The 19,309-nt window shown below is 57.5% G+C and carries 17 protein-coding genes; 8 read left to right on the top strand and 9 right to left on the bottom strand.

Going from position 1 to position 19,309, the window contains the following annotated elements; all coding sequences use genetic code 11:
- Positions 1–21 precede the first annotated feature (21 nt).
- The 4 genes from soxR to NQ230_RS21560 all read left to right on the top strand — a co-directional run bounded on the left by soxR (position 22) and on the right by NQ230_RS21560 (position 4,972).
- On the top strand, positions 22–480 hold the full coding sequence (gene soxR / locus NQ230_RS21575; RefSeq protein ID WP_023331806.1) for a redox-sensitive transcriptional activator SoxR: 459 nt from the start codon (positions 22–24) through the stop codon (positions 478–480).
- Between the two features lie 376 nt (positions 481–856).
- Entirely contained in the window at positions 857–1,528 is a 672-nt protein-coding gene (locus NQ230_RS21570; protein WP_193941015.1) for a glutathione S-transferase family protein, read from the top strand.
- A 295-nt stretch (positions 1,529–1,823) separates the two neighbouring features.
- Complete coding sequence (gene ghxP / locus NQ230_RS21565) at positions 1,824–3,173, top strand: guanine/hypoxanthine transporter GhxP (RefSeq protein WP_219324588.1); 1,350 nt, start codon at positions 1,824–1,826, stop codon at positions 3,171–3,173.
- A gap of 152 nt (positions 3,174–3,325) precedes the next feature.
- Complete coding sequence (locus tag NQ230_RS21560) at positions 3,326–4,972, top strand: Na+/H+ antiporter (RefSeq protein ID WP_257259086.1); 1,647 nt, start codon at positions 3,326–3,328, stop codon at positions 4,970–4,972.
- A gap of 81 nt (positions 4,973–5,053) precedes the next feature.
- Here NQ230_RS21560 and NQ230_RS21555 read toward each other — a convergent pair whose 3' ends face one another.
- Positions 5,054–5,941, bottom strand: a complete 888-nt coding sequence (locus NQ230_RS21555; RefSeq protein ID WP_257259083.1) for a LysR family transcriptional regulator — start codon at positions 5,939–5,941, stop codon at positions 5,054–5,056.
- Positions 5,942–6,043: 102 nt separating this feature from the next.
- Here NQ230_RS21555 and NQ230_RS21550 point away from each other — a divergent pair, with 102 nt between their 5' ends.
- Both NQ230_RS21550 and NQ230_RS21545 read left to right on the top strand, forming a co-directional pair.
- Positions 6,044–6,454, top strand: coding sequence for a CidA/LrgA family protein (locus NQ230_RS21550; protein WP_059312929.1), 411 nt, complete (start codon positions 6,044–6,046; stop codon positions 6,452–6,454).
- The gene (locus NQ230_RS21545) at positions 6,447–7,136 is read left to right on the top strand and encodes an LrgB family protein (protein ID WP_257259079.1); all 690 of its coding nucleotides are present in this window, start codon (positions 6,447–6,449) and stop codon (positions 7,134–7,136) included. Before NQ230_RS21550 ends, NQ230_RS21545 begins: the two co-directional genes overlap by 8 nt.
- A 32-nt stretch (positions 7,137–7,168) precedes the next feature.
- Here NQ230_RS21545 and actP read toward each other — a convergent pair whose 3' ends face one another.
- The 3 genes from actP to acs all read right to left on the bottom strand — a co-directional run bounded on the left by actP (position 7,169) and on the right by acs (position 11,223).
- Positions 7,169–8,818, bottom strand: a complete 1,650-nt coding sequence (actP, locus tag NQ230_RS21540; RefSeq protein ID WP_121426247.1) for a cation/acetate symporter ActP — start codon at positions 8,816–8,818, stop codon at positions 7,169–7,171.
- Positions 8,815–9,129, bottom strand: coding sequence for a DUF485 domain-containing protein (locus NQ230_RS21535; protein WP_063144972.1), 315 nt, complete (start codon positions 9,127–9,129; stop codon positions 8,815–8,817). Before NQ230_RS21535 ends, actP begins: the two co-directional genes overlap by 4 nt.
- 135 nt (positions 9,130–9,264) lie before the next feature.
- Positions 9,265–11,223, bottom strand: a complete 1,959-nt coding sequence (gene acs / locus NQ230_RS21530; protein ID WP_257259075.1) for an acetate--CoA ligase — start codon at positions 11,221–11,223, stop codon at positions 9,265–9,267.
- 422 nt (positions 11,224–11,645) lie between these two features.
- On the opposite strand from acs, the gene gltP reads away from it, so the two are divergent.
- Complete coding sequence (gene gltP / locus NQ230_RS21525) at positions 11,646–12,959, top strand: glutamate/aspartate:proton symporter GltP (RefSeq protein WP_023310067.1); 1,314 nt, start codon at positions 11,646–11,648, stop codon at positions 12,957–12,959.
- Between the two features lie 80 nt (positions 12,960–13,039).
- On the opposite strand, the gene NQ230_RS21520 is transcribed toward gltP, so the two are convergent.
- The 3 genes from NQ230_RS21520 to fdhF all read right to left on the bottom strand — a co-directional run bounded on the left by NQ230_RS21520 (position 13,040) and on the right by fdhF (position 16,458).
- A complete protein-coding gene (locus NQ230_RS21520; RefSeq protein ID WP_257259073.1) occupies positions 13,040–13,714 on the bottom strand; it encodes a tetratricopeptide repeat protein in 675 nt (224 codons plus the stop codon).
- 121 nt (positions 13,715–13,835) lie between these two features.
- A complete protein-coding gene (locus NQ230_RS21515; RefSeq protein WP_042719158.1) occupies positions 13,836–13,988 on the bottom strand; it encodes a Hok/Gef family protein in 153 nt (50 codons plus the stop codon).
- Positions 13,989–14,310: 322 nt separating this feature from the next.
- On the bottom strand, positions 14,311–16,458 hold the full coding sequence (gene fdhF, locus NQ230_RS21510) for a formate dehydrogenase subunit alpha (protein WP_159515341.1): 2,148 nt from the start codon (positions 16,456–16,458) through the stop codon (positions 14,311–14,313).
- A gap of 256 nt (positions 16,459–16,714) precedes the next feature.
- Between fdhF and NQ230_RS21505 the strand changes: the two genes are divergently transcribed.
- Positions 16,715–17,446 carry a response regulator gene (locus NQ230_RS21505; protein WP_159515342.1) on the top strand — a complete coding sequence of 244 codons (732 nt, stop codon included), beginning with the start codon at positions 16,715–16,717 and terminating at the stop codon, positions 17,444–17,446.
- Here NQ230_RS21505 and NQ230_RS21500 read toward each other — a convergent pair.
- Both NQ230_RS21500 and NQ230_RS21495 read right to left on the bottom strand, forming a co-directional pair.
- Entirely contained in the window at positions 17,443–18,447 is a 1,005-nt protein-coding gene (locus NQ230_RS21500) for a carbohydrate kinase family protein (RefSeq protein ID WP_257259070.1), read from the bottom strand. The two genes, NQ230_RS21505 and NQ230_RS21500, sit on opposite strands and share 4 nt — an antisense overlap.
- Positions 18,447–19,307: a ketose 1,6-bisphosphate aldolase gene (locus NQ230_RS21495; protein ID WP_213822943.1), complete on the bottom strand. Its 861-nt coding sequence runs from the start codon at positions 19,305–19,307 to the stop codon at positions 18,447–18,449. Before NQ230_RS21495 ends, NQ230_RS21500 begins: the two co-directional genes overlap by 1 nt.
- Between the last annotated feature and the right edge of the window lie 2 nt (positions 19,308–19,309).

The following is a 19,309-nucleotide window of genomic DNA, read 5'->3' as shown; positions in this document are numbered from 1 at the left end:
AACTTGAGGTAAAGAGGTTTTATGGAAAAGAGATTGCCGCGAATTAAAGCGCTTTTAACCCCCGGTGAAGTGGCAAAGCGAAGCGGCGTTGCGGTATCGGCGCTCCACTTCTATGAAAGCAAAGGGTTAATCAAGAGTATCCGTAACGGGGGGAACCAGCGTCGCTATACCCGCGACGTGCTCCGCTACGTGGCGATTATCAAAATTGCGCAACGAATCGGAATTCCCCTGGCCACGATCGGCGAGGCGTTTGGCGTGCTGCCGGAAGGTCACACGCTTAGCCCGAAAGAGTGGAAAGAGCTGTCATCACAGTGGCGTGAGGAGCTGGACAGGCGTATTCATACGCTGGTCGCCCTGCGCGACGAGCTGGATGGCTGTATCGGCTGCGGCTGCCTGTCGCGTAGCGATTGTCCGTTGCGTAACCCCGGTGACCGGCTGGGCGAGCAGGGGACGGGGGCGCGGCTGCTGGAAGAGGATTGAGCGTGCGTGTAGCCCATTCGCCGGGTGGCGCTTCGCTTACCCGGCCTACCAGACCGTTAAATGTAGGCCGGGTAAGGCGCAGCCGCCACCCGGCAAAAACTCCGCATACATAAAGAACTAAAGCGCCACATAAGGGCGCTTTAGTTTTTCCCGGTCTTTGTCTTTCACTCTATCCCGCTGGTTCACGGGAGGGTTTCCCCCGACGTCAGTACCCCTCGTGTCGAGCTGGTTGGTGAGGTTCCGGATTGTGCTGACACTTTAATTCTATGCAAGACCCGTTTTTTCGCCAGCCTTGCTGACCGTTTTTTCGACGAATTTTTTTCGCGGTGTTGTTCAATTTTCTATAGTTAAAAAGTATGAATAACAGGAGAAAACCATGCTCACGGTACACCACCTTAACCAGTCGCGCTCGCACCGCGTGATTTGGGCGCTGGAAGAACTCGAGCTGCCTTATGAGATCGTTCACTACCAGCGCGAAAAGAACATGTTGGCACCGGAGGCTCTCAAAAAGGTGCATCCGTTGGGTAAATCACCGGTCATCGAAGATAACGGACTGATTCTTGCGGAGTCGGGCGCCATCCTGGAGTACCTGCAGGAAACGTACGATCCCGAGTCACGCCTTAAGCCTTTAGATCCGGCGCATAAGGTGCAATACCGCTTCTGGCTGCATTACGCCGAAGGATCCCTGATGCCGCTGCTGTTAATGAAGCTGGTCTTCAACAGTCTCGGCAAGCCGCCGGTGCCGTTTGGTATCAGAACCCTGGGCAAAGCGCTGGGGCAGGGGGTGCAGAAAGCCTATCTCAACCGCCAACTGGAAACCCATGCGCGCTTTATTGAGTCACATCTTGCCGAAAACAGCTGGTTTGCCGGGGATAGGCTCAGCATGGCCGATATTCAGATGAGCTTTCCGATCTTTGCCCTGCTGGCGCGCGGAGGTATCGCTAATCTGCCGCATATTCAGGCATGGAAGACAAAAGTTGAGAGCAGCCCTGGCTGGCAAAGAACCCTGGAGCAAGGGGGGCCGTTATCTATCCCCGGCGAGGATTGAAATGTAAACAAATTGCGCATGGACGATAACGTTTGCGCATCCTCTGTTTATTTCTTCAGCGTCATAAGTGAATTTTAGCGAAAAACGAGAAAGTTCAGTTGAAAAGGGCGGGGATTACGCTAGATAATCGTTTGCCTTAATTTGACCACCCGTTTGTAAGCGCGGAGCTAAACGTTTGCTTTTTTTTGTGACGCCCTTTCGTCACAAACGCAACACAAGGATTTGACGTTCAGCTGGCAGTGGCGTCTCCACCTCGCTTACGGACTTCCTAAAAAACTCTCAGGGGATGTTTTCTATGTCTACGCCATCTGCGCGTACTGGCGGTTCACTTGACGCCATGTTTAAAATTTCGGCTCGCGGCAGCACCGTGCGCCAGGAGATTGTTGCCGGTTTGACAACGTTTCTGGCGATGGTTTATTCCGTCATCGTTGTGCCGGGCATGCTGGGCAAAGCAGGCTTCCCGCCAGCGGCCGTCTTTGTGGCGACCTGCCTCGTGGCCGGCGTGGGCTCCATCGTGATGGGCCTGTGGGCGAACCTGCCACTGGCGATTGGTTGCGCCATCTCTCTGACCGCGTTTACCGCGTTTAGCCTGGTGCTGGGTCAGCACATCAGCGTACCGGTTGCGCTGGGTGCCGTGTTCCTGATGGGCGTGCTGTTTACCGTGATTTCCGCGACCGGCATCCGTAGCTGGATTTTGCGCAACCTGCCGCAGGGCGTGGCGCATGGTACCGGTATCGGCATCGGCCTGTTCCTGTTGCTGATTGCCGCTAACGGCGTTGGTCTGGTCATCAAGAACCCGCTGGACGGCCTGCCGGTGGCGCTGGGCCACTTCGCCAGCTTCCCGGTGATTATGTCGCTGATCGGTCTGGCGGTGATTATCGGTCTGGAAAAACTGAAAGTCCCGGGCGGCATTCTGCTGACTATTATCGGCGTTTCTATTGTCGGCCTGATTTTCGATCCAACCGTACACTTCTCCGGTATCTTCGCCATGCCGTCGCTGAGCGATGATAAAGGCAACTCCCTGATTGGCAGCCTGGATATCGTTGGCGCGCTGAACCCGGTGATCCTGCCAAGCGTGCTGGCGCTGGTGATGACCGCCGTGTTTGACGCGACCGGTACCATTCGTGCGGTGGCCGGTCAGGCGAACCTGCTGGATAAAGACGGTCAGATTATTGATGGCGGCAAAGCGCTGACTACTGACTCCCTGAGCAGCGTCTTCTCTGGCCTGGTGGGCGCGGCGCCTGCGGCGGTGTACATCGAATCCGCAGCGGGTACGGCGGCAGGCGGTAAAACCGGCCTGACGGCGATCACCGTCGGCGTGCTGTTCATGCTGATCCTGTTCCTCTCTCCGCTCTCCTATCTGGTTCCGGCGTATGCGACCGCACCAGCGCTGATGTACGTTGGCCTGCTGATGCTGAGCAACGTGGCGAAAATCGATTTTGCAGATTTCGTGGACGCCATGTCCGGCTTGATTACCGCGGTCTTCATCGTGCTGACCTGTAACATCGTGACCGGCATTATGATCGGTTTCGCGTCGCTGGTGATTGGTCGTCTGGTTTCCGGTGAATGGCGCAAGCTGAACATCGGCACCGTGATTATCGCCGTTGCGCTGGTGGCATTCTACGCGGGCGGCTGGGCAATCTAAGTTGTCCTTTGATGCGAAAACGGGTGGCTCAGGCCGCCCGTTTTTATTTTCAGGACTCATCCCGTTGCCTTTTGCGTTACTCTGGAGAAGATAGAATAAAAGGCACGACGCCTTAGGTTTGGCTTTTAAGCAACACAGCAAACAGGGAACGCATGGAAATCTTCTTCACAATACTCATCATGACCCTTGTGGTCTCGCTATCCGGGGTAGTTACACGCGTACTGCCCTTTCAGGTCCCCCTGCCATTAATGCAAATTGCCATCGGCGCGCTGCTGGCGTGGCCGACGTTTGGCCTGCACGTGGAATTTGACCCCGAACTGTTCCTCGTACTGTTTATCCCGCCACTGCTGTTTGCCGATGGCTGGAAAACGCCCACGCGCGAATTCCTTGAGCACGGGCGCGAGATCTTCGGCCTGGCGCTGGCGCTGGTGGTGGTCACCGTCGTCGGGATTGGTTTCCTGATCTACTGGGCGGTGCCGGGTATTCCATTAATACCGGCTTTTGCGCTGGCCGCCGTGCTGTCGCCAACCGACGCCGTGGCGCTGTCCGGCATTGTGGGTGAAGGCCGTATTCCGAAGAAAATCATGGGGATTTTACAGGGTGAGGCGCTGATGAACGACGCCTCCGGCCTGGTCGCCCTGAAGTTTGCCGTGGCCGTTGCGATGGGCACGATGGTCTTTACCGTCGGCGGTGCAACGCTGGAATTCTTCAAGGTAGCGATTGGCGGTATTCTCGCAGGCTTCGTGGTGAGCTGGCTGTACGGCCGCTCATTGCGCTTCCTCAGCCGCTGGGGCGGCGATGAACCCGCTACGCAGATCGTACTGCTGTTCCTGCTGCCTTTTGCCTCTTATCTGATTGCCGAGCATATCGGCGTGTCGGGCATTCTGGCAGCGGTGGCGGCAGGGATGACCATCACCCGCTCTGGCGTAATGCGCCGCGCGCCGCTGGCCATGCGCCTGCGTGCCAACAGCACCTGGGCCATGCTGGAATTTGTCTTTAACGGCATGGTGTTCCTGCTGCTGGGCCTGCAGCTGCCGGGCATTATGGAATCCTCGCTGGTGGCGGCCGAAGCCGACCCGAACGTTGAGGTCTGGATGCTGTTTACCGACGTCGTGCTGATCTACCTGGCGCTGATGCTGGTGCGTTTCGGCTGGCTGTGGACGATGAAGAGATTCAGCGTGCGCTTCCTGAAGAAAAAGCCGATGGAGTTCGGCTCGTGGACAACGCGTGAGCTGCTGATCGCCTCTTTTGCGGGCGTACGCGGGGCGATCACTTTGGCCGGTGTGCTCTCCATTCCGCTGCTGTTGCCTACGGGAGACGTTTTCCCGGCGCGCTACGAGCTGGTCTTCCTGGCGGCGGGCGTGATTCTATTCTCCCTGTTTGTCGGCGTGATTATGCTGCCGATTTTACTCCAGCATATTGATGCCGGTGATTCGACCCAGCAGCATAAAGAAGAACGTATTGCCCGGGCGGCGACTGCCGAAGTGGCAATTGTCGCCATCCAGAAAATGGAAGAGCGTCTGGCCGCGGATGCGGAAGAGAACATCGACAATCAGCTGCTGACGGAAGTCAGTTCCCGCGTGATTGGTAACCTGCGCCGCCGCGCGGACGGGCGTAACGACGTGGAAAGTTCGCTGCAGGAGGAGAACCTGGAGCGCCGGTTCCGCCTGGCGGCGCTGCGCTCCGAGCGTGCCGAGCTGTATCACCTGCGCGCCACGCGCCAGATCAGCAACGAAACGCTGCAAAAGCTGCTGCACGATCTGGACCTGCTGGAAGCGCTGTTGATAGAGAATCAGTAGCGCTGTTTTGCCCGGTGGCGCTGCGCTTACCGGGCCTACCTTCGAACCGTAGGCCGGGTAAGGCGAAGCCGCCACCCGGCACTATTCAGACCGCACCCAAAACCCCTCACAACACTGCAGCCACGCCTGCGCGCTCTGCGATAAATACACCCCTTCACGCCAGATCATCCCCAGCTGCCAGTGCAGGTCGCTCTCCAGCGGGATCCAGCGCAGCGTGTTTTTATCCAGCCGCTCGCAAATCGGCTGCGGCAGAATGGCAATTCCCACGCCTGCCTGCACCATCGCCGCCAGAAAATCCCACTGTCCGCTGCGCACCGCAATGCGCGGCTTGACGTTATGGTGGCTAAACAGCGTCATCAGCTGGCGGCTGAGGGCAAAGTCTTCGTTGTAAATAAGCAGAGGGTGCTCGCCGAGCAGTTCAGGCTTCACCGAGTCTCGCTTCAGCCAGTCGCCGGAGCGAGGGACCAGCACGCACAGCGGGTGGCTAAAGAGCGGCAGCGTCGCCAGGCCGCTCTCCTCCTCAACAGGGAGCGCGGTCATCGCCACGTCCAGTTCGCCGTTCATCACCGCCTGCTGCACGGTCAGACCGCCAAATTCAGAAATTTTAAGCTCAACGCCGGGGTAACGCTGACGAAACAGGCTTATCGGCCCGGCCATCATCATGCCAACCATCGGCGGAATGCCGAGCCGCAACAGCCCTCTTGTCAGGTGGTTGATGTCGCCAAGCTCGGCCTCCAGCTGGCGGAACTCCGCCAGGATGGCCAGCCCGCGCTCGAACACCACGCGCCCGGTATCGGTCAGCAGCAGCTTGCGTCCGTCGCGGATCAGCAGGGTACAGTTCAGCTCATCTTCGAGGTTTTTCAGCATCTTGCTGATGGTCGGCTGGGTAACAAACAACTTCTCCGCTGCGCGGGTAAAACTTTGCTGACGAACCACTTCGACAAAATAGCGCAGCGTTCTTATGTCCATGATTATTCCTCGAAACTATACCTTTGATGATTTTAATTCATTTCAGTCCACTCCGTGCGGTCTCTATACTGGCGCCTCGTCTCATTTTTGAGGAAACCCTCCATGGCCGTGGCGTTAAGCCGTGTTACGCCTGCCGTTGTGCAACGACTCCAGGTCCCGGTTCAGGTACTGCTCTATGCGGGACTGTTTGTTTTCGCGGAATATCTTGTCGGCTGGCTGCATCTGCCGCTGCCTGCCAACCTGGTGGGGATGCTGCTGATGCTGACGCTTATTCTGTGTCGCGTGATCCCCCTGAACTGGGTGCGTGCAGGCGCTCGCTGGCTGCTGGCGGAGATGCTGCTGTTTTTTGTGCCTGCCGTGGTGGCGGTGGTGAACTACGCGCAGCTGCTGATGGTGGACGGCTGGCGAATCTTTGCGGTTATTGCGCTGAGTACGCTGATGGTGCTGGGGGCGACCGCCTGGGTGGTGGATAAAGTGTATCGCTTTGAAATCAGCAGGCAGAAGCATGACTAACTTTCAGATCAGCGTCTTGTGCCTGATTGCGACGCTGGCGATCTACTTCGCCAACAAGCGGCTGTATCGTCGTTTCCATGCCCTGCCGCTGATGCCGCTGGTCTTCACGCCGATCCTGCTGGTGCTGATGCTGGTCTTCGGCCATATCTCCTGGCAGAACTACATTGGTGAATCCCACTGGCTGCTGTGGCTGCTCGGCCCGGCGACCATCGCGTTTGCCGTCCCCGTTTATGACAACCTGGCGATTATCAAACGCCACTGGATGTCGCTCAGCGCGGGCGTTGTCACCGCCACGGTGGTGGCGGTGTGCAGCTCCGTCTGGCTGGCGCGGCTGTTTACCCTGTCCGATGAAATTCAGCGCAGTCTGGCCGTGCGTTCGGTGACCACGCCGTTTGCGCTGGCGGCGGCTAAACCTCTCGGCGGGCAGCCGGATCTGGTAGCGCTGTTTGTTGTCGTGACGGGTGTGTTCGGTATGGCGGTCGGCGATATGCTATTCCTGCGCTTGTCGATCCGTGAAGGGATGGCAAAAGGGGCAGGGTTTGGCGCGGCGTCGCACGGGGCGGGCACGGCACGTTCGTATGAGCTGGGGCAGCAGGAGGGCGTTGTCGCGAGCCTGGTGATGATGCTTTCGGGCGTCGTAATGGTGCTGATTGCGCCGCTGGTGGCGTGGGTGATGTTCTAAGCTCCCCGGCCAGAATGACCGGGGAGAAAGGCTTAGTGCGCGCGGCCCTGCTCGACGCCGAGACCAGTTTGTGAGCGGATAAACTGGGCGCGGAATTTCTCACGCTCCAGGTTACCCTCCGGCGAATTGTCGGTGGCCGAGAAGAACCAGATGCCGATAAACGCCACGGCGATAGAGAACAGCGCCGGGTATTCATACGGGAAGATGGCGCTTGCGTGACCGAGGATCTGCACCCAGATGGTTGGGCCCAGAATCATCAGGATCACCGCCGTCAGCAGCCCCAGCCAGCCGCCAATCATTGCGCCACGGGTGGTCAGTTTCGACCAGTACATGGAGAGCAGGATGATCGGGAAGTTACAGCTTGCCGCAATCGAGAAGGCCAGCCCCACCATAAAGGCGATGTTCTGCTTCTCGAACAGAATGCCTAACAGTATCGCCACAACGCCCAGCACCAGCACGGTGATTTTCGAGACCTTCAGCTCATCGCGCTCGCTCGCGCCTTTACGGATGACGTTGGCGTAGAGGTCATGCGACACCGCAGACGCGCCGGCCAGCGTCAGCCCTGCAACCACCGCAAGAATAGTGGCGAAGGCCACGGCGGAGATAAAGCCGAGGAACAGGTTACCGCCCACCGCGTCGGCCAGGTGCACCGCCGCCATGTTGTTACCGCCAATCAGCGCGCCCGCCGCGTCTTTAAACGCCGGGTTCGCCCCCACCAGCATGATCGCGCCAAAGCCGATGATAAAGGTCAGGATATAGAAGTAACCCATGAAGCCGGTGGCGTAGAAGACGCTCTTGCGCGCTTCACGCGCATCGCTCACGGTAAAGAAGCGCATCAGGATATGCGGCAGACCTGCGGTACCGAACATCAGGCCGAGACCCAGCGAGAGCGCGGATATCGGGTCTTTCACCAGCCCGCCCGGGCTCATGATCGCTTCCCCTTTCGGGTGGACCGCCATCGCTTCGGTGAACAGGTTATTGAAGCTGAAGCCGACGTGCTTCATCACCATAAAGGCCATAAAGCTGGCGCCAAACAGCAGCAGGACGGCTTTGATGATCTGCACCCAGGTGGTCGCCAGCATGCCGCCGAACAGGACGTACATCACCATCAGCACGCCAACCAGCACCACCGCGATGTGGTAGTTGAGGCCGAACAGCAGTTGGATCAATTTACCCGCGCCCACCATCTGCGCAATCAGATACAGCGCTACCACCACCAGCGAGCCGCAGGCAGAGAGGGTGCGAATCGGCCCCTGCTTCAGGCGATAAGAGGCCACGTCAGCGAAGGTATAGCGGCCCAGGTTACGCAGGCGTTCGGCAATCAGGAACAGAATGATCGGCCAGCCAACGAGGAAGCCGAGAGAGTAGATCAGGCCGTCATAGCCGGAGGTGTAGACCAGCGCGGAGATCCCGAGGAACGAGGCCGCGGACATAAAGTCACCCGCAATCGCCAGCCCGTTCTGGAAGCCGGTAATGTTGCCGCCTGCGGTGTAGTAATCGTTACGTGAGCGCACGCGTTTCGACGCCCAGTACGTAATGTACAGCGTCAGCACCACGAAAATCAGGAACATGATAATCGCCTGCCAGTTGGTTGGCTGGCGCTGGACCTCGCCGGTAATGGCATCCGCCGCGTTGGCAGCAAAGGGAAGTGTGGCGGCTAGCGCCGTCAGGACTCGCTTCATGATGCTTTTACCTCGCGCAGGACTTCTCTGTTAAGACGATCGAATTCACCGTTCGCGCGCCAGACGTAGACGCCGGTCAGCAAGAATGAAATCACAATCACGCCAATGCCAATCGGAATGCCGCGCGTCACGCTGGTCCCCTCGTGCAGCGGGGTGCCCAGCCAGTGCGGGGCAAAGGCGATCAGCAGAATAAAGCCGACGTAGATAACCAGCATGATGATGGAAAGGATGAAGGCAAACCGTTGCCGCTTATCGACGAGCTCCCTGTAGTGCGCACTATTCTCTATCTGCTGACAAATATCGTTATTCATCACAGAGTCTCCAAAGGTAAGGTTGGTTTGTTTTTAGTTCCCTCTCCCCTTTGGGGAGAGGGTTAGGGTGAGGGGAGGAAGGGGCGGTCTGATGCCCTCACCCCGGGCCTCTCCCACGGGGAGAGGGAGAAAACACTAGGAAGGCATCGCGATGGCCTGCTTCTCTTCGAGCAGTTTGTCCACCACGCCAGGATCCGCGAGCGTTGAGGTATCGCCGAGGTTGCTAGTGTCTCCTGCCGCGATTTTGCGCAAGATGCGGCGCATGATTTTGCCGGAGCGGGTTTTCGGCAGCGAGTCGGTCCAGTGCAGCACGTCCGGCGTCGCCAGCGGGCCAATCTCTTTACGTACCCAGTTGCGCACCTCGGTATACAGCTCTGGCGACGGCTCTTCGCCGTGGTTCAGGGTGACATAGGCGTAAATCGCCTGGCCTTTGATGTTGTGCGGAATACCGACAACGGCGGCTTCGGCAATTTTCGGATGCGACACCAGCGCCGATTCAATCTCAGCGGTGCCCAGACGGTGGCCGGAGACGTTCAGCACGTCGTCCACGCGCCCGGTTATCCAGTAATAACCGTCTTCGTCACGGCGCGCGCCGTCGCCGCTGAAATACATGTTTTGAAAGGTCGAGAAGTAGGTCTGCTCGAAGCGATCGTGATCGCCGAACAGGGTACGCGCCTGACCCGGCCAGGAGTCTGTGATCACCAGGTTGCCTTCGGTGGCGCCTTCCAGCGGGTTGCCTTCGTTATCCACCAGCGCAGGCTGCACGCCGAAGAACGGAAGGGTTGCGGAACCAGCCTTCAGCTGCGTGGCACCCGGCATCGGGGTGATCATGAAGCCGCCGGTTTCGGTCTGCCACCAGGTGTCCATCACCGGGCATTTCTCGTTGCCGATTTTCTTCCAGTACCACTCCCAGGCTTCCGGGTTGATTGGCTCACCCACGGAACCGAGGATGCGCAATGAAGAACGGTCCGTGCCTTCGATGGCTTTATCGCCTTCCGCCATTAATGCGCGGATCGCCGTTGGTGCGGTGTAGAGAATGTTGACCTGGTGCTTGTCGACCACCTGACACATACGCGCCGGGGTCGGCCAGTTTGGTACGCCCTCAAACATCAGCGTTGTTGCGCCACAGGCCAGCGGGCCGTACAGCAGGTAGCTGTGTCCGGTGACCCAGCCCACGTCGGCGGTACACCAGTAGATATCGCCCGGGTGGTAGTCGAAGACGTATTTGAAGGTGGTGGCTGCATAGACCAGATAGCCGCCGGTGGTGTGCAGGACGCCTTTCGGCTTACCGGTTGAGCCGGAGGTATAAAGAATGAACAGCGGATCTTCTGCGTTCATCTCTTCCGGCTGATGCTGGTCGCTCGCTTTTTCAATCAGGTCGCTCCACCACAGGTCGCGCCCTTCGTTCCAGTCGATTTTGCCGCCGGTACGCTTCAGGACGATGACGTTACTGACCGTTTTGACGTTCGGGTTTTTCAGCGCTTCGTCGACGTTTTTCTTCAGCGGGATACCGCGACCGGCGCGCACGCCTTCATCGGCCGTGATCACCAGTTTAGAACTTGAATCGACAATACGTCCGGCAACCGCCTCTGGTGAGAACCCGCCAAAAATCACCGAGTGAATCGCACCGATACGCGCGCAGGCCAGCATAGCCACCGCCGCTTCCGGCACCATCGGCATATAGATAGCGACCACGTCGCCTTTTTTAATGCCTTTTTCCAGCAGGACGTTGGCGAAGCGGCACACGTCGCGGTGCAGCTCTTTGTAGGTAATGTGTTTGCTTTGCGAGGCGTCATCGCCTTCCCAGATGATGGCCGTCTCGTTCCCGCGCTCGGCAAGGTGACGATCAAGGCAGTTCGCCGCCAGGTTCAGGGTGCCATCTTCATACCATTTAATGGAGACATTGCCGGGCGCAAAGGAGGTGTTCTTCACCTTCTGATAAGGTTTGATCCAGTCAAGGATATGGCCCTGCTCACCCCAGAAGGTGTCCGGGGCGGTGATAGATTGCTGATATTTCTCGTGGTACTGCTCCGGGGTGATCAGGCAACGGTCCGCAATATTTGCGGGAATGTCATGTTTGTGGATTTGGCTCATGGCTTTTTTCTCCTTGTAAGATGTTAATAATATGTCGCAAAAACGTTAATTGTAGGGGCTTTACAAGCTTTGTTTAGTATTTGGGCTACAGATCACGCATTGTTTGAAGAGTATGAAAAATGAGCGAATGAAACTTTGAAGGAAAATAATTTATGCTGACGATTATTCACATTTATGTTTAAAAAAGCGTTTTTATAACAAAAGGTTATTTATCAGAATTAGAACAAACTCCCGTCATCGTCGCTTTTGTGAGTGAAACGCGTCGTTCTTTAAGGCTTGCGCAACAGGTCGCGCAAATGATACTCATACGCCGCGTTAAAAAATCCCATAAACCAACGCAACACAATTCATACCCTTTCAGTATGTCTCCATATTCATGCAGTTTGAGTGAATAAGGCGCTTCATTGAGGAAGTCAGTTTCTATGAAAAACGTTAAAGTCAGCCTTGCCTGGCAGATCTTAATCGCCCTTGTGCTGGGCATCTTGCTGGGCAGCTACCTTCACTATCACAGCGACAGCCGCGAATGGCTGATTGCGAACCTGCTTTCACCGGCAGGGGATATCTTTATTCATCTGATCAAGATGATTGTGGTACCGATTGTGATCTCGACGCTGGTGGTCGGTATTGCGGGCGTCGGCGATGCGAAGCAGTTAGGCCGTATTGGTGCGAAAACCATTATCTATTTCGAAGTGATCACTACGGTTGCGATTATCCTCGGTATCACGCTGGCGAACGTGTTCCAGCCGGGTTCCGGGATTGATATGTCGCAGCTGGCCACGGTGGATATTTCGAAATACCAAAGTACGACCGCTGACGTGCAGAGCCACGCGCATGGCCTGATGGGCACGATCCTGTCGCTGGTGCCGACCAACATCGTGGCGTCGATGGCGAAGGGCGAGATGCTGCCTATCATCTTCTTCTCGGTGCTGTTTGGTCTGGGACTCTCTTCACTGCCAGCGACGCATCGCGAACCGCTGGTGACCGTGTTCCGCTCTATCTCCGAAACCATGTTTAAAGTGACCCACATGGTGATGCGCTACGCGCCGGTAGGGGTGTTTGCGCTTATTGCCGTCACCGTGGCGAACTTCGGTTTTGCCTCCCTGTGGCCGCTGGCGAAGCTGGTGCTCCTGGTGCACTTCGCCATCCTGTTCTTCGCGCTGGTGGTGCTGGGGATCGTGGCGCGCCTGTGCGGGCTGAGCATCTGGATCCTGATTCGTATCCTGAAAGATGAACTGATTCTGGCGTACTCCACGGCAAGCTCTGAGAGCGTGCTGCCACGTATCATCGAGAAGATGGAAGCCTATGGCGCGCCTGCCTCTATTACCAGCTTCGTGGTACCGACCGGCTACTCCTTTAACCTGGATGGTTCGACGCTGTACCAGAGTATCGCCGCTATCTTTATTGCGCAGCTGTACGGCATTGACCTGTCTCTGTGGCAGGAGATCGTCCTTGTACTGACGCTGATGGTGACGTCCAAAGGTATTGCAGGCGTTCCGGGTGTCTCCTTCGTGGTGCTGCTGGCTACGCTCGGCAGCGTCGGTATTCCGCTGGAAGGTCTGGCATTTATCGCCGGTGTGGACCGTATCCTCGATATGGCGCGTACGGCGCTGAACGTGGTGGGGAATGCCCTGGCGGTGCTGGTTATCGCCAAGTGGGAACACAAATTCGACCGCAAAAAAGCGCTGGCGTATGAACGCGAGGTGCTGGGTCGTTTTGATAAGACGGCTGACCAGTAACATCCTAAGCCCGGTGGCGCTGCGCTTACCGGGCCTACGGGTTTTGTAGGCCGGGTAAGGCGAAGCCGCCACCCGGCACTTTATTCTCCGCTCAACGCATCAAACTCTTCGCATCCCGTATCAAACCCTTCCGTACAGCTCAGGTTCAACCAGTAGAGCGCTTTCTGTTTATTTGGCGTGATAAAGCCTTTCTCACCCTGCCTGAACAACATCCCTGCCCAGTACTCGGCGTAGCCCGTACGTGAGAGTGCTGAACTGCGCTTAAACCACGAGGCAGCCTGCACATCGTCCTGGGCCACTTCAACGCCGTTGGCATAAATCAGCCCCAGCAGCAGTTGTGCATCAACAGCGGAGTCGTTGTCGATATCCTCGGTCGCCGTTTGCAGCAGTTTAATGGCCTGCGGATAGTCGGTTTTCCCCGCCTGGGTGTTCACCAGCACGCGCGCCAGCATGATTGCGCCACGTTTGCTGCCAGCAATGTTTGCCTGCTGCGCCAGGGCTTTGGCCTGAGCGTAATCGCCCTGCGTAAAGTGGATTTGCGATAGCAGCGCCATGGCGTCAACGTCGCCGCCTTTTGCGGCTTTCTCTGCCCACAGCGCTGCCTGCTTGCTGTCACCGGAACTGAAGTACGTATCAGCAAGATAATACTGGGCGCGGGCATCGCCTGCTTCCGCCTGCTTCTGATATTGGCTGCCTATCTCATCCGCGCGGGCGAAAGAGGTTAAAAAGAATAACAACAGAAAAATGGGTTTCATGGATTCTTATCATCTGGGTACACGCCGCGCAGTATAATCGCGGTGGCGGAAGAAAAAAATGGGTGCATTAAGACCTCAGCATCCTACAAGCCGGGCGGAACCCTTTTTCCGCCCGTAGAGGTTAGCCTGCGTTGCAGGCTAATTTAGCCGCCACCTCCTGATGTTCACTCTTTATTGAAAACTCGCAGAGCCTGCCGCGAGTAATAAAGGTAAAGATCACTATCGTCAGGCAGATAATAAAGACAATGCCTAACGCAGTTTTTAATGGCGTCATGCCTTTTACTCCTTGTGTAAAAAAGAATAAGAGGCTACTCTCAACCTGTTGGTAGTTGAGGGAGTAGCCTCGGGTAAATGAAAATTTCCCGGGGCTTCTTACTTTCTGTCCCTCAACAATGCTCAAGACAGAAAGTCTTAAGCACCCGCCGCACATCTTATCCCTCTGAATTAAAATGCAAAGATGTAATTCTTTTTCGCGAGAATTACATTATTTCTGCGAGCCGCTTTCCAGAATAACAATTGATATTTTTAATGTGTTAAGCGGAAATAAAAAGGGAGTGAATATCTCACTCCCTTTATTCATCGTTTAATTAACGGCATCAACCCATTGCGCTTTCACGCAGTCGGGCTTTCAGCTTGTTATATTCGTCGATCACATACTGTTCCGCTGCGTGTTGATCCGCAATCGGCTCCACGCGCACGGCGCAGTATTTATACTCCGGCGTTTTGGTTATCGGGCTTAAGTTCTCCGTCACCAGCTCGTTACAGGCGCCAATCCACCACTGGTAGGTCATATAGACCGCCCCTTTGTTCGGACGATCGCTGACCTGCGCGCGGGTGATGATCCGCCCTTTGCGCGAATTCACCCACACCAGCGCTTCGTCCTCAATACCAAGGCGCTTCGCGTCGGCGGTATTGATTTGCGCATAGCCCGGTTCGTCCGCCAGCGCCGCCAGCGCGGCGCAGTTGCCGGTCATCGAACGACAGGAGTAGTGGCCTACTTCACGCACGGTGGAGAGCACCATCGGATACTCGTCGGTGAGCTTATCGATCGGCGCGACCCAGTCGCAGGTGAAGAACTGCGCCAGCCCGTTCGGGGTGTCGAACTTCTCTTTAAAGAGATACGACGTCCCCTGGTCGGCTTCGGACTCATCGCGGCACGGCCACTGGATGTACCCCAGCTCACCCATTTTTTCATAGGTTGCCCCATAAAAGTCCGGACACAGACTGCGCAACTCGTCCCAGATCTCCTGAGTGTTGTTGTAGTGCATCGGGTAGCCCATGCGGGTGGCGATTTCGCTGATGATCTGCCAGTCCGTTTTCAAATCCCACTTCGGCTCGACCGCTTTAAAGAAGCGCTGGAAGCCGCGGTCCGCCGCCGTGTAGACGCCTTCATGCTCGCCCCAGGAGGTCGACGGTAGAATCACATCCGCCGCCGCCGCGGTTTTGGTCATGAAGATATCCTGGACAATCACCAGCTCCAGATCCTCAAACCCTTTGCGTACCGCAGACAGCTCGGCGTCGGTCTGGAGCGGATCTTCACCCATGATGTAGGCCGCACGCACTTCGCCGTGCGCCGCGCGGTGCGGCAGCTCGCTGATGCGATACCCGGTGTGCTCCGGCAGGCTTTCCACGCCCCAGGCTTTCGCGAACTTGGCGCGGTTTTCCGGGAACTTCACGTACTGGTAGCCCGGATAGGTATCCGGCAGCGCGCCCATGTCGCAGGCGCCCTGGACGTTATTCTGACCGCGTACCGGGTTGACGCCAACGTGCGCCTTGCCAAGATTTCCCGTCAGCATGGCGAGGCTGGTCAGGGAACGCACGGTTTCCACACCCTGGTAGAACTGGGTCACGCCCATGCCCCACAGGATGGCGGCGGTTTTCGCCCCGGCATACATCCGTGCCGCCTGGCGAATCTCCTGCGCGCTCACGCCGGTTATCGTTTCCACCGACTCTGGCGTATAGCCTTCGACAATTTTCCGATATTCTTCAAAGCCTTCCGTACGGGTCGCGACAAACGCCTGGTCGTACAGGTTCTCCTCAATAATGACGTGCCCCATTGCGTTCAGCAGCGCGATGTTCGAGCCGTTTTTCAACGCGATGTGCATATCCGCAATGCGCGCAGTTTCAATTTTGCGCGGATCGCAGACGATGATTTTCGCCCCATTCTGCCTGGCGCGAATAACGTGGTTCGCGACGATAGGGTGAGAATCCGCCGGGTTATAGCCGAAAATAAACACGAGATCGGTATTATCTATCTCGTTGATGGCATTACTCATTGCGCCGTTACCGACCGACTGGTGCAGACCTGCAACCGATGGGCCGTGTCAAACGCGAGCGCAGCAGTCGACGTTATTGGTTCCAATAACGGCGCGCGCGAATTTTTGCATCACATAGTTAGTTTCATTCCCCGTCCCGCGTGAAGAGCCGGTGGTCTGAATCGCATCCGGGCCATATTTGGCCTTGATAGCGCTAAGGCGCGTAGCGACGTAATCCAGCGCCTCGCTCCAGCTGACGGCTTCCAGCTTGCCGCCGCGCTCGCGGCGGATCATTGGGGTTTTCAGGCGCGGGGTGAGGATTTGGGTATCGTTAATAAAATCCCAGCCGTAGTAACCTTTCAGGCATAGCGTGCCCTGGTTGGTTTTCCCCTGTGCGGCCTCCGCCCGGACGATTTTGCCGTTATCGACCACCAGGTGGATCTTGCAACCTGAGGCACAATAAGGGCAAACCGTGACGACTTTTTTCATCAGTCTGCTCCAGTTAATCGAATCATTCGCACCCACTATGCAGCTTCTATGCCATGTTTTTCGTATGGGTATACCCTGACTTTACGGTTCATTCGCGGTGAAAACCCTGACAAAAAACAGCCAATCGTCAAAATTGACGTGTCGACAGGGCAGCGGATGTGACATGGGTTGAATTTCCGTCACTGAAAAAACCATTTGACTGGAGCCGACGGCAGAATGGTTCAGACTTAACATAATCCCCTGACGGAAGCATACGATGAAACCGGCGATTCTGGTGGTAGATGACGATACGGCAGTCTGCGAACTGCTTCAGGACGTGCTGAGCGAGCACGTCTTTAGCGTGCTTGTCTGCCATAACGGCCAGGATGCACTGCGGCAGGTACAGCAGGAGCCGAATATCGCGCTGGTGCTGCTGGATATGATGCTGCCGGATATCAACGGCCTGCAGGTTCTGCTGCAGCTGCAAAAGCAGCGGCCGGCGCTACCGGTTGTGATGCTAACCGGGCTGGGGAGTGAGTCAGACGTGGTGGTGGGGCTGGAGATGGGGGCCGACGATTATATTGGCAAACCGTTCAACCCGCGCGTGGTGGTCGCCCGCGTTAAAGCGGTATTGCGCCGTACCGGCGTGCTGGCTGCTGAAGTCCCGGCAGCGCCCGTGGCGGGCATTGCTTTTAACGGATGGACACTCGATACCACCCGCTGCGAGCTGAGCGATCCGCAGCGCAATCCTGTGCCATTAACCCAGGGCGAGTACGGCCTGCTGCTGGCGCTCACGCAAAATGCCCGTCGGGTACTGAGCCGTGACCGGCTGCTTGAGCTGACCCACAGTGAAAGCGCCGACGTGTTCGACCGCACGATTGACGTGCTGATCATGCGCCTGCGCCGGAAGATCGAGGCTAACCCGCATCAGCCAGCGCTCATCAAAACCATCCGTGGGCTGGGCTATGTGTTTGCCTCCGACGTTTCCCATAGCGAGAAAGCGGCCTAGGTATTCTCTTTGATAAACAGCTGCAGTTCGGCCAGCGTTTTTGCGCCGTCAATCGCGTTGGCGGCCAGCAGGCTTGCCCGCGCGCAGGCGTGCGCCAGATAAATGCTCTCCGTGAGCGGCAGCGATTCATGGCAACCGAATAAAAACCCCGCGCAAAACGCATCGCCTGCACCGACGCTTCCGACAATGTCTTTCTGCTCCAGCAACCATGATGGGATCCAGCGGCCTTGCTCACCCGGTGCTTCACCCCATGCGCCTTCCGGACAGTGGATCACCACTCGCTGACGAACGCCTGCCGCCAGTAGCTGCGCGGCGGCATCGGCGATATGGGCCATGTTCAGCGCATCGCTGTCGTCGCGCATCTCAAGCCCGCTAAACTCACCGGCCTCCAGCTCGTTAATCACCAGATAATCAAGATGACGCAGGGCAGGGAGCACCAGCGGCTGGTAGCGCGGGTCGCCCTTGCGGGACACCAGATCGAGCGAGGTTTCATACCCCTGGTCGCGCATCTGTGCCAGCAGCCGCGCGCTGCGGGTGCCGAACTCGTCATCGGGCATATCCAGGCTGTCGAGCAGCAGCAGGTAGCCGAGATGGAAGATCTTCATCGATTCGTCTAAGCGATCGAAGGCGGGAAGATCCAGCAGGCGGTTGGCGCCCGGCGAGTGGAAAAAGGTGCGCTGTCCGCTGGGATCGGTCATCACCTGCGACATGGAGGTCGGTGCAAAGGTGGTGCGCTGCACGCGCTGGCGGTTGACGTGGTACTGGTCGAGCATCGCCAGAATGTAATCCCCGTCGCCGTCTTCGCCAATCAGCCCCACCGCCTGCAGCGGCAGTCCAACGTGCATTTTGGCCAGCGTCAGCAGCACGTTGAGCGGCGCGCCGCCGGTTGAGCGTTCGCTGTGGGTGATTTCCGCCAGCCAGCCGCGCTCCGGCCACTGCACGATCTGGTGGACGTGATCCACCAGCATATTGCCTGCGGCGATGATGCCTTTGCGTTCCATTATGCCTGCCCCGCGCTGCCGAAGATGCGCATCTGTTCGGCGACCGTATCCGTTATCGCCTCTTCTATCCCCAGCAGCAGCTCGGCAAATTCATCGTACAGCGGCTGGCGGTTCGCCATGCGCTGCTCAACGGCGGCAAGCGCGGCCTGCGACATGCCGGTATAGAAGTTGATTTTATGAATGCCCAGCTCGATGGCGCGGCGGAAATCGGCATCGCTAATCCCGGAGCCGCCGTGTAAAACCAGCGGCAGCCCCGTCTGCTGGCGAATGGCGTCCAGACGGGGGAAATCGAGTTTCGGCTCGCCCTTGTATTTGCCGTGCGCGTTGCCGATGGCAACCGCCAGCGCGTCGATGCCGGTCTTATCGACAAATTCGCGCGCCAGCTGCGGGTCGGTAAAGAACGCTTCGTCCGCATGCCCGTAAAGCGCGCCGCCTTCATCACCGCCGACCGCGCCCAGCTCCGCCTCTACCGACACGCCCACCGCGTGGCACATCTTCACCACCTCCCGCGTCTGGCGAATGTTTTCCTCGTAGCTCAGCGTCGAGCCGTCGAACATCACCGAGCTGAACCCCAGGCGCAGGGCGCGCACCACCGCCTCGAAATGCAGGCCGTGGTCGAGGTTGAGCACCACGGGAATATCGTGACGGGCGGCCTCGAACTTCACCGCTTCGACAAGCGAATCCAGCGACACGTACTTAAAATGCACTTCGGCGATGTTGATGATAAACGGCGAGCGTTCCTGCTTCGCGGCGGCGAACAGCGCGCGCAGGAAGTGGGAGTCGAGCACGTTAAACGCGCCCAGCGCATAGCGATGCGCCCTGGCGTGCTCCAGACCGTCGGCAAGAGAAATCAATGGCATCA

This window comes from Enterobacter asburiae (assembly GCF_024599655.1).
GTDB lineage: Bacteria > Pseudomonadota > Gammaproteobacteria > Enterobacterales > Enterobacteriaceae > Enterobacter > Enterobacter asburiae_D.
This window is presented reverse-complemented; position numbering and strand designations above follow the sequence as displayed.